The 10716-nt window shown below is 32.1% G+C and carries 11 protein-coding genes and 2 pseudogenes; 3 read left to right on the forward strand and 10 right to left on the reverse strand.

Annotation, left to right across the window (positions count from 1 at the left end; translation table 11 throughout):
- The first annotated feature begins 286 nt into the window (after positions 1-286).
- On the forward strand, positions 287-1951 hold the full coding sequence (locus tag C6H17_RS08730) for a relaxase/mobilization nuclease domain-containing protein (protein ID WP_005219464.1): 1665 nt from the start codon (positions 287-289) through the stop codon (positions 1949-1951).
- Positions 1952-1954: 3 nt separating this feature from the next.
- Here the strand turns inward: C6H17_RS08730 and C6H17_RS08735 are convergent, their stop codons facing one another.
- The 9 genes and pseudogenes from C6H17_RS08735 to C6H17_RS13310 all read right to left on the reverse strand — a co-directional run bounded on the left by C6H17_RS08735 (position 1955) and on the right by C6H17_RS13310 (position 7099).
- The gene (locus C6H17_RS08735; protein WP_005219466.1) at positions 1955-2608 is read right to left on the reverse strand and encodes a hypothetical protein; all 654 of its coding nucleotides are present in this window, start codon (positions 2606-2608) and stop codon (positions 1955-1957) included.
- A gap of 137 nt (positions 2609-2745) precedes the next feature.
- Positions 2746-3042, reverse strand: coding sequence for a hypothetical protein (locus C6H17_RS08740; protein ID WP_005219468.1), 297 nt, complete (start codon positions 3040-3042; stop codon positions 2746-2748).
- A 13-nt stretch (positions 3043-3055) separates the two neighbouring features.
- The gene (locus C6H17_RS08745) at positions 3056-3328 is read right to left on the reverse strand and encodes a type II toxin-antitoxin system YafQ family toxin (protein WP_005219470.1); all 273 of its coding nucleotides are present in this window, start codon (positions 3326-3328) and stop codon (positions 3056-3058) included.
- A 1-nt stretch (position 3329) separates the two neighbouring features.
- Entirely contained in the window at positions 3330-3593 is a 264-nt protein-coding gene (locus C6H17_RS08750) for a hypothetical protein (protein WP_004089445.1), read from the reverse strand.
- A 23-nt stretch (positions 3594-3616) separates the two neighbouring features.
- Positions 3617-4304, reverse strand: a pseudogene (locus C6H17_RS08755) (AAA family ATPase).
- A 417-nt stretch (positions 4305-4721) separates the two neighbouring features.
- Positions 4722-5501 (reverse strand): annotated as a pseudogene (locus C6H17_RS08760) (DegT/DnrJ/EryC1/StrS family aminotransferase); the annotation flags it as partial.
- A gap of 28 nt (positions 5502-5529) precedes the next feature.
- Positions 5530-6522, reverse strand: a complete 993-nt coding sequence (locus C6H17_RS08765) for an NAD-dependent epimerase/dehydratase family protein (protein ID WP_005219477.1) — start codon at positions 6520-6522, stop codon at positions 5530-5532.
- A gap of 75 nt (positions 6523-6597) precedes the next feature.
- On the reverse strand, positions 6598-6993 hold the full coding sequence (locus C6H17_RS13030) for a hypothetical protein (protein ID WP_233714111.1): 396 nt from the start codon (positions 6991-6993) through the stop codon (positions 6598-6600).
- Positions 6977-7099, reverse strand: a complete 123-nt coding sequence (locus C6H17_RS13310; RefSeq protein WP_267892796.1) for a hypothetical protein — start codon at positions 7097-7099, stop codon at positions 6977-6979. Before C6H17_RS13310 ends, C6H17_RS13030 begins: the two co-directional genes overlap by 17 nt.
- Before the next feature lie 122 nt (positions 7100-7221).
- Here C6H17_RS13310 and C6H17_RS08775 point away from each other — a divergent pair, with 122 nt between their 5' ends.
- On the forward strand, positions 7222-8631 hold the full coding sequence (locus tag C6H17_RS08775; protein ID WP_005219480.1) for a Mur ligase family protein: 1410 nt from the start codon (positions 7222-7224) through the stop codon (positions 8629-8631).
- Between the two features lie 164 nt (positions 8632-8795).
- The gene (locus C6H17_RS08780; protein ID WP_020995571.1) at positions 8796-10016 is read left to right on the forward strand and encodes a cation diffusion facilitator family transporter; all 1221 of its coding nucleotides are present in this window, start codon (positions 8796-8798) and stop codon (positions 10014-10016) included.
- A 66-nt stretch (positions 10017-10082) separates the two neighbouring features.
- On the opposite strand, the gene C6H17_RS08785 is transcribed toward C6H17_RS08780, so the two are convergent.
- A partial coding sequence (locus C6H17_RS08785; RefSeq protein ID WP_104731406.1) for a restriction endonuclease subunit S occupies positions 10083-10716 on the reverse strand: 634 nt, incomplete at its 5' end.

Genomic DNA, 10716 nt, shown 5'->3' on the forward strand with positions numbered 1-10716 from the left:
ATAGATAGAGATTACAATGCTAGTTTAAATCTCTACAATCTTATTCCACAAAAAATAGGGCAAGTTCTGCCCGAATTTACGCCTGCGGACTTGACGGCTCTGCAATATGATTTAGCGATAAATAATATTGCAACCAGCAAGGTTGAAACAGGAATACAACAGGAAAATTATTTATAGATATTTGTAACTATTTATAGTTTTTTATAGGTTTGTAGGAACGGCTTATAATGCAATCAATTATATTATACGACATAGCCTTTATGATTATGCTATTGATGAAAATGGAATGAGAGTTAGTGCAAGTGAAGTGTTAAAAGATTGGCAAAAAGATTTTAGCTCTAAGCCTAATTCCAAAGAAGCATGGCATTTGTGTTTTTCTATGAGAGAAGAGGTTAATGCTGAAAATATTTATGCTTTGCAACAAAGTGTTAATGACTTATTGCAAAAACATTTCCATGAATATAAGTATGTAAAAGTCTTACATATACATCAAAATAATCCACACATACATGTAGTAATTAATAAAAATAGTATGCTAACACATAAAAAACTTCATTTTAAAGATAAAGATAGCATTAAAAATTTTTTCAATGAAATGCGAGATGATTTTGCGGATTCACTCAACTATCATGGCGACTTAAATTATCATAATGCCTATAAGTTTGAAAAGACAAATATCTTAGAAAAAATTGATAGGACAAAACAAAAAGAAAATAGACATAGCTACATGGATACCATATCTCAACTTAGTAAAGATAAAGATATTATTGCAAACAGAAAAGAAATGTTGCAACAAAAGATTAATAACGCACAGAGTGATATAAAAGAATATACAGCTAAAAAACAAGACTACATACAGCAATTAAAGATTATAACTGCTTATGAAAAAAATTACTCTAAATATCAAAAGCTAGGCTATAAAACTAAACAACAATACAAAAGCTTATTAAACTCTATAAAAGAATTAAATATAGAGTTAAAATCTGCATATAAAAATCAAAAAATATATAAACAAGAGATATATGAACTCAATAAAGCTATAAATAATCTTGGTTTTGATTTTATGAAACATAGAAATCAATTTGCAAAAGATATTAACGATGACTATTCAAATGTCCTTGCAAAAAAAGCATATTTAGACTTTGTAATGAAGCATAAAAAATATGCAACAAGAGAACAGCTTCATATAGTTAATGATATACAAAATGAGATAAGAAAAAATACATTAGACATTACACAATCCATTGCTTTGCAAAATGAATTAGATAATGCCCTACTGCAACATTTAGGCGTAAAATCAACAAGTAAATCATTGATATTTACACAAAAAGATATAACAAAGAAATTGCAAGTTTTACATAGCATAGATAAAAATAGCATGATTGATACAAAACTACTTGATGATTATAAGAATACATTGCAAACAAATAATATTGTAATTGATAAAATCATTAATGATAAGATATTGCATTATGAAAGTATCTTTAATGATGAAGCAAAATTAAATAAACATCACATAAAAACATTGCAATATTATTTTAAAGAATTTCAAAACCTTACAAGCTATTTAGATTCTAAAGCAGATGATAAGATACATTACAAGGAACAACAATTAAGTGATTTTACACTGCTACAAACAAAAATCAATAGTTTCTTTACAGAACATGAAAATGAAGTAAAACAACAAGAAAAAGATTTAGAACAACAGCAATACTATACTGACTTTATTGAATGGTATATCATTGATAGAAAGATGAGAAATATAGATTATATGCGTAAATCGTTGCATGATAAATACAAAAACAATACTTTGCATGAATATTTAGAAAAATATGATAATACTGCCCTAGTAGATTATAAAGTGCATTTGCGATTGTTAGAAAAAGAAAAAGAGAAACAAAAAGCAAATACACAAGAAAATGCCCTTAATAAGAAAGGACTTGAGAGATAGGGATTAATATGTTGGCTTTTTAAAGCTTAAATCCTTTTTGATTCCATCAAGCATATTTAATATTTCATTAGCTTTTTCTTTTTTAACAGGTAAGCCACCTATATAATCATAGAATTTAATTTCATCTAACCATTTTACAAATTCCTTTTTCTCATTATATTTTTGCTCGTTGAATGAGTAAGATAACTCTGATTCTTTATATTGGTCTTTATCATATATGCTTGAATATTTCATTGCAACTTCTCTTACCCCGCCTAATATACATTTATCAGCATAGTAATGTTTTGTCATAAAAAAGCGTCCTATTTCTTTTATGTCTTTGTCTTTTTTAGAGTATGCCTCTGTCGCTTCTTGGCAATAAGAAATATAATTATTCATCATCATCATTGAGCCTTGTGGTGCTATTACATGCCCCTTTAATTCTTGTTCCACATCTTTATTGTTTGCATTCTCTAAAGCTATAAGTTTCATAATCCAATCTTTCTGCTTTGTCGGTATATCTTTTTTCAATTCACTATACACAATATTAGTTTGCCCAATAAGGATTGCACCATCATAAACCACCCCATATTTATTTTTAACAACATTTTTTAATTGTTGTGTTTGTTTTGCTTCCTCTGCTTTTTTCTGTGCTTCTATTTCTTTATAATGTTGCACCTTGCATATTTACACACAATAATGTTGCACCTAAAACTACTGCACCAAGTCTTTTACTTACTTTCAAAAACTTATTTTCCATAAACTATCCTTTTAAAATAAAATAAAAAATGTATTATAACAAAATCACATGTTTATTACATATTTTTGTATTTATCAAATACTTTAAACTTGATAAACTCTGCGATTTTCATATCATATTGTTCTGCCATTGCCCTTAGCTTTTTACTTTCTGCTGGAGTGCAATAGAAACCATATCTCTCTGTGCTTTTTTTCTCTTTATCTTTTAGTGGTGCTCCATATCTTTTCTTTGAAGTTTCGCCCTCTGCATTTTCGATAAAAGTCTCTATATCATTCGCCCTTTTTGTCTTTCTTTCTAACTCTACACTTTTAAAAGTGTTTTGTTTTTGTTGATTAATGTCTTTAATACCCATTGTATTTCCTTTTTTATTTTTTAAACACTTTGCTATGTTTTCCTATACGCAATGCTATTAGCTCTAAGACTTCTTTGTCCTGCCTATAAATTAAAACTAAATCAGGTTTTATATGGCAATCTCTAGCACCTGCTAAATCCCCACTTAAAGCATGGTCTTTATATTTTGGTTCTAAAGTCTCATTATTGCAAAGTCTCTCTAAAACCTCCATAGTATGCTTTAAGTCTTGCGGATTTAATTTCTTTGCTTCCTTAGTAAATCTTTTTGTTAAGTGAAGTTTATACATACTAGATTATGCCCTCACTTTCAAATGCTTCTTTGACACTATTGTAAGTTTTAAGAGTGCCATTTTTTCTTTGCATTTCTGCTTCTTGCATGTCTTGCAATATTTGCTTTTCAAATTCTTTTGGATAGCCATTTTCTGTATATTCTAGCTCACTTTCTATCCCCTGCCTACTTTCACATATTTCAATATCTGCATGTATTTCACTTGCTAAATCTTTGAAATTCTTTACAAACTCTTGCTTTACATTCTTAATTACTAAGGTCATGCTATTTCCTTTCTTTCATGTTACTAACTTATTTGTTCGCTCATACTCATTGCCTTAATCTCACATAATAACTCATCATAAAACTTGATAAAATCACTATATGCCCTTTCACTCTCATTACAAAGCTCTGTAATGCCTAAACCTAAACCTGTTGCATTTCTATATGCCTCCCTTTCATAGATAACACTACTCATAAGTTTGAGATTATCTAAATCTTTTTCACTTATGTATATTTGCAAGTCTTTAACTTTATTTATCAAAAATGGATTAGGACTTGCCTTATTAATCAATATTAATGTTTTTGCATGTGGATTCATAACACTAATTTCATCACATATTGTTATCATTCTATCAAGCACTGCAACATCATATTGACTTGGTATTGTTGGCACAATAATAATATCTGCAACAACTAAAGCTTGTCTCATCTCTTTAGAATCTCTACCACCTGTATCAATAACAATACAATCATATTTTTTCTCTAGATTCTTAATCTCTTTTGTTAATCCATATCCTGTTCTCTGCAATGAATTAAATAAAAACTCATGCTCCGCATTTGTCCTTATGTCTATAAAGGCTTCTGTGCTTCTTTGTGGGTCTATAATCTATAAGCAACACTTCATCGCCCTCTTGTGCTAATTTAATAGCAAGATTCACGCTCAAAGTAGTTTTACCACTGCCACCTTTTTCATTTGCTATTGCAATAACCATTTGAAATCCTTTTAAATAAATTTAATAGATAAAGCAATAAATAAGATAATATTATATCATATTTTATTGCTTATATATCTATTAATAAGCATTTTTTAAGAGTGAAAAATACATTTAATTAGCATTAAATTTATGTTTTTTATTTTCTTATTTATATATTAATTATCATTTAATATATTGTATATTATCTCAAATTTAATGATATTTAAACATTAATATAAAGATTATTAAAAACTAAAATTTAGCTATTAAAACGCATAAAAAGCATTTATTAGCATATTAATTAATCATACTATCAATCTCAAAACACATAAAAACGCTTATTAATAAATACCAAAGCCCTACAAGGACTTTGTGTTTAAAAAGGTGTATGCTGAACTAAACTAAAAAACTAGGGCGGGTGGCATGTGGGGATTCCCCACTCATCTCAACAGGTCGCACATTATATCCAGGCAAAACAAAGCGAAAAGATTCATGAAACCAGCTATCACTTTTTGGTGCTACTAGATTATCTTTTGGCAGATTTCTAGTCCAGCCGTGCGCTCTTAAACAAAGTAAAATGTGATACAAATCTTCGTTATCAGTAACTACAAAGCCACCCTCCATAGTCGCTATATGGTGTGAAAAAAATGTAGAAAATGTCCCCATAACACCAAAAGTGCCAGCCTGCTTGCCTTTATATTCTGCACCCATTGATTCACAATTATCTTCCAATAAGATAATATTTCTACCGGCTATAATAGCCCGTATTCTATCAAAGTCATTTGGATTACCCAGTAGATTAACGCACATAATCATTCTTGTAGAATCTGTGATTGCATCTTGCAAGGATTGTAAATCATAATTAAGTGTTTCCAAATCAATATCTACAAATTTTAATTTTAGCCCATATTGATATAAAGGATAATAAGTCGTGCTCCAAGATACAGCAGGGACAATAACTTCATCACCTCTTTTTAATTTATTGTGCTTTGTATAGAACAAAGCTGCAGTTGCTATTAAATTAGCAGTTGAACCAGAGCTTGTCATCACAGCATATTTAGATCCTACAAACTTTGCAAAATCTTTTTCACATTCGCTTACCTTTTTGCCCATAGTAAATATATCATTATCAATAACTTCTTGAATTGCCTGTAACTCTTGCCTATCCCAAGTAGATGATGCTAATGGATAACCTTTTAGTGGATATTTTGTCATGCTTTTCCTTTCTTAAAATATAGGTGATTTACTTGTAAATACCATTTACATAATCTTTATACATCATATTTAAACCTTCTTTTAATGTAATTTTGTGCCGCCAACCTAATGCGTGTATTTTACTTAAATCTATACTTTTTGCCAATGTGCCATCATTTTTACTTGTGCTTTCAAATGAAACTTGCCCTTTATAATCTAGCATTTCTTGTAACATGAATGCTAGATTCTTAATCGCGATTTCTTCGCCAGTGCCGATATTAACATGTGAATTTCTTATTTTCCCATCAATATTTTGTGCAATGTCTTTAAAATCTTTATGTTGCATGAGATAAATGCAGGCTCTAGCTAAATCATCACAATGTAAAAATTCTCTACTCGTATTTCCAGTTCCAAGAAGCATTACCCGCTTATCATCAATGCCAAATTTAGAAAGATAGATTCTAGCTTCTTCAATAGTTTTTAGATTTAAATCTTTCAATAATTCATCATATCTATTTTCATGAAGCAATTTTGCTGAATATATTTTTCTAAAAATGGCTGCTTGAACATGAGAAGTTTCTAAGTCAAAATTATCATTTGAGCCATACACACTTACAGGCATAACCGGTATAAACTGCACCCCATATTGAATACTATAAAATTCGCACAATTTTAAACCACTAATCTTTGCTATCGCATAAGGCTCATTATTGTATTGCAAATCACCCTGAAAAATATATTCTTCTTTTATGGGTAATGGCACAAATTCCGGATAGATACAAATACTACCAAGATATAATAGCTTCTTTGTATTATTTTTAGCGGCATAATGGATTACATTATTTTGCATAGTAAGATTCTCATATAAAAAACTCGCTCTATTCTGCAATTGCGCCACCATGCCACCAACTTTAGCCGCACAGAAAAATACATATTCTGGTTTTTCTTGCTCGAAAAAATCACTAACTAAAGCTTGATTTAATAAGTCTAATTCTTTATGAGTTCTTACAACTAGATTATTCTTTTTGCAAGATTCCACCATTTAGGATTCTATCTGCAAAACAAATCCTTTTATCCACGCTAGAAGATTGGATACTCTGCCCATCTTTAGCGTAAATCACGCCTTGTTGATTGATTTTATCTGCGATACTATCAATATAAAGCGTATTTGCAAGTCGAAATTTAGGCTTTCGTTATCATTTAGATTGGCTTCAAACTCTTCTTTAAAGGTTTGAGAAATCTTAAATGTGCTATGGTGTAAAAAGCAAAATCTAAGATAGTCTGTCAAAATGGTATTTTGGCTTAGGCGGAAGTATTTTTTGATCTGATCACTTTGTGCGATTTCATCTAAAGGGGCATTTATGCGTTTGTTTTCAATATAGCCAAGTGTAAGAGAATCTTTTGTGATTAAAAAATCTGGCGCGCCTCTGCCTTCTTTATCATTATTTGGCTCGTGGGTTATATAAATATTGTTTTTAGATTCTAGGGAGCTAGATTTACCCCCCCCCCCCATTAATTGCAGTTAGAAAATTGTATAAATGTGGGCGATAAGTGTGTTCTTTATCACTTTCCTTTATATCTTTTATTGCTAGTAAATAAGCTTTTAAAATCTCTTGCATTATATCCCTTTTTTAAAGTTAGATTCTATAATGCTTTTGTGAAAATTGCAAGAGTATTTTATGTATTAGGCAACGCTTAGATTTGCTATAATTGCAAAAACTTAACGCATTAAGGGTAGGGTATGTATATTAACATTCTAGGTTATGGTATCACTAATAAAGCATTAGTTACACTTTTAAATAAGCACAATATAATCTGTCATATCTATGATGATAGGTATGAGAGTGATGAGATAGATTCTATAGGGAATAGTTACCAGTCATTTAAAAAAGTAGCGACACTTCGCACAAAAAATCCAAATGGTGATACAAATTTAGCAATTATTAGTCCGGGGATAGCCCCCGATTCTACTTTTCTTAGCTATTTTAAGAATATTATGAGTGAATATGACTTTATTTTTCATATAAAAAAGGGGATATATAGCATTTGGATAAGTGGGACAAATGGCAAGACAACGACAACAGAAATGCTATCATGTATGTTACATGCAAAGAGTGGTGGGAATATCGGCACACCCCTTGCGACACTTTTTATGCAGGACTTTAACGACACACAGATTGATGTAGCACAATGCAATAGAGTGCAAAATCAAGTCTATGATGTGGTATCAAGGCAAGATTCTAACGCTGTATGGGTGCTTGAGACAAGCTCATTTACTCTGCATTACACACATTACGCCTTGCCTAATATCTATATTTTATTACCTTTAAGTCAAGATCATATAAGCTGGCATGGCGGATTTGAATCCTATATTGCCGATAAATTAAAACCGCTTAAATACATGAATTACGCAAAAGATCCAAAAAAGCATTACGCCCTTATCCCGCAAGAACTCATGCAATATGAAGTAGCAAAAGATATTATAAACAACACAAAAGCAAATGTTATGCTTTATACAGATTCTAATATGCTTTACTCTTATTTGCAATGTGAAAAGAAGTATGCTGAATGCTTTAAAGAGCCTTTTAGACTCGATTTTCTCGTGGCTGCTAGTGGTATGCGTTTTGGCAATATTGACTTTAAAATAAATAATATTTTAGAGTATAAAATCGGTGCATATCGCATGGAAGAGCATGTGAGACAAGGCTTACTTTTCATAAATGATTCTAAAGCGACAAATCCACATGCAGTCCTTTCTGCATTACATACCTATAAGCAGTATAGAATCTATCTTATTTTAGGGGGAGATTCTAAAGGGGCAGAGATGAATATGCTATATCCTTTTTTGCAAGAAAATGGAGTAAAAGTCTTTAGCATAGGAAAAGATGGAGGCATGATAGCAGATGAATGCAAGGCAAAAAATATATGGGTAAAAGAGTGCGTAAGTCTAGATAAAGCTATGGAATCTATCTATTCTAAGTTGCGTGAAGACTACTTGCTAGATTCTATAAAAGATATAGAAACATGCTGTAATGATACAAATAAGCCCATTGTTATGCTATCCCCTGCGTGTGCTAGTTTGGATCAGTATTCATCATATAAGGAAAGGGGTGATAGGTTTAACATGCTGATAGAAAAGGTGTTTGGGTAGAGTGGGTAATATAAGCTGGTTTAAGCGTTTATGCTTACTTTACATTGCGTGATATAGCATAAAATCTAATGGGTTGTAAAAATTATAAAATATTAAATCTCATATTTAGCTATAATCTCAAGTCAGCTAAAACTACATAAATACAGAATCTAAAAGGCTACATAATGACTACACAGCAAGATACACCATACAACCGCCGCTCTTATGGCACAAGTGTGCGGAAGTCTAAAACTATGCAAGAAGATTCTAAGCAACCCTTAGAATCTAGCACAGCACAACCTAACCCCACAAACCCCATAGAATCTAGCGTAGATTCTAGCTTTATGAATGATTCTAATCACATAGAATCCACCGCTACAAAAACCACTCAATCTACCCCTATGGATTCTAATCATACAGAATCTAATCACCCCGCAACACAGAATCAAGACAAGCATAAAGCACAGATTCTAGCCTTAAAACACACCCTTAAGACAGATTCTAAAAAAGCCGCACAAAAAGAGCAGTTTGTCCTTAAAGTCTCAATGTATAGTGCGTTAATCCTAGCGATTTTTGGCATTAGCTTTGGAATCTTTGTCAAATCTATGGCGGTGATTTTTGATGGCTTTGTGGCACTCATTAGCGTGGGGCTTGGGGCATTAAGCGTGATTACTTCTCGCTACATTTATAAAGAAGATGATGATATTTTTCAATACGGCTATGTCCGCTTTGAGCCTATGGTAAATCTCTTTAAATCCCTTGTGCTAGTCTTTGTATGCGTGTATGCTTTTATCAATGCTTTGCAGAGTATCATTCACGGCGGCTATGCAGTGGAGCTTGGCGGGGCGGTGGCGTATAGTCTGTGTGCGTTTGTGTTTTGTGCGATTTTGTTTATTTATACGCTGTTTTACACGCGACTTTTAGAATCTGATTTGATAAAAGTGGATAATACGGAGTGGAAGATTGACTGCGTGCTGTATTTGGGGGCGTTGGGGGCTTTTGGTGTGATTTATTTTGTGCTTAGTCCTAAGAGTGCTTTAGCGATGTATGTTGATCCCTTGCTTTTGGCGGTGCTATCGTTAATGTTGTGTGTCTCGCCTATCCGCATAGCCATTGCGAATTTTAAAGATTTGATTATGGTCGCCCCAAGTGAGATTGATTCTAAAATCACGCAAATTATGGAATCTTTGAGTAAAGATTTTGGCTTTAGCGATTATGATACGCACGTGGCGAAATCGGGGCGATTCTATATGGTGGAAGTGAATATCTTAATAGATAAAAATTGCAAGATTAGCTCGGTAGCGGAGTTTGATTGCGTGCGTGATAGGATTGAAAGGTCTCTTGATATTCCAAGCTATAAGATTTGGCTATCTGTAAGCTTTACAGGGAATGCGAAGTGGTTGTAGGATAGCTTATATTTATGCAATTTCAAATGTGAGATTCAAGCCTAAATCAAAACAGAAAGCTAGAATCTACTCTATCCTTAAGCCCTTTTTGAGTGTGAAAAGGGTGTCTAAAGTTTGCACGATGTGTTCTTGTTCGCATAATGGCGGCAGGGGATAATTAAAATTTAATATATCATCTTTCACTATTGATGGAGAATTGTCGCCTTTCATAAAGCTATTTAGCCCATAAACTACATAAGGCGAGGTCATCAAATAATATAAAAAGCGAGAATCTAAAATGTTGGTTCCACAAACAAAAAAACCTGTTGAGGCGATACAATCGGCTAATGCTTCATCAATCAAGGCGATATTTTCTAAATAAGGTCTCACCATAGAAAATAGGACATCTCCATATTTTAATGGTCTTCTTGCACGACTTGAAGCATTTTTTGTCTCTATCGTTTTTGGCGACTTAACTTTTTTGTTTTTATTATCTATGGAATCTATATCTATGTATTTGAAAAAATCACCTTGTGGTTCAGTATTGTCTATTGGTAAAAATATATCATACCCTTTTACCCACGCCCAAGAATTTGGGATTTCAAAGGGTGCTTCACTCTCACCCGCTTCGTTGTGCGTAGATTCTGTATTATTTGTTTTTTCTTTCAAGGGGGGACAAGGGGGCTTGAATTTGCGTATAACGGGTTTGACTTCGTCTGCA

Origin of the sequence: Helicobacter rappini, assembly GCF_900198625.1 — a bacterium.
Lineage (GTDB): Bacteria > Campylobacterota > Campylobacteria > Campylobacterales > Helicobacteraceae > Helicobacter_A > Helicobacter_A rappini.

Bases quoted from the DNA above. Each gene is read 5' to 3' on its own strand.
- C6H17_RS08730 (WP_005219464.1), top strand. From the start codon at position 287: ATGAGAGTTAGTGCAAGTGAAGTGTTAAAAGATTGGCAAAAAGATTTT.
- C6H17_RS08740 (WP_005219468.1), bottom strand. From the start codon at position 3,042: ATGGGTATTAAAGACATTAATCAACAAAAACAAAACACTTTTAAAAGT.
- C6H17_RS08745 (WP_005219470.1), bottom strand. From the start codon at position 3,328: ATGTATAAACTTCACTTAACAAAAAGATTTACTAAGGAAGCAAAGAAA.
- C6H17_RS08750 (WP_004089445.1), bottom strand. From the start codon at position 3,593: ATGACCTTAGTAATTAAGAATGTAAAGCAAGAGTTTGTAAAGAATTTC.
- C6H17_RS08765 (WP_005219477.1), bottom strand. From the start codon at position 6,522: ATGGTGGAATCTTGCAAAAAGAATAATCTAGTTGTAAGAACTCATAAA.
- C6H17_RS13030 (WP_233714111.1), bottom strand. From the start codon at position 6,993: ATGGGGGGGGGGGGTAAATCTAGCTCCCTAGAATCTAAAAACAATATT.
- C6H17_RS13310 (WP_267892796.1), bottom strand. From the start codon at position 7,099: ATGCAAGAGATTTTAAAAGCTTATTTACTAGCAATAAAAGATATAAAG.
- C6H17_RS08775 (WP_005219480.1), top strand. From the start codon at position 7,222: ATGTATATTAACATTCTAGGTTATGGTATCACTAATAAAGCATTAGTT.
- C6H17_RS08780 (WP_020995571.1), top strand. From the start codon at position 8,796: ATGACTACACAGCAAGATACACCATACAACCGCCGCTCTTATGGCACA.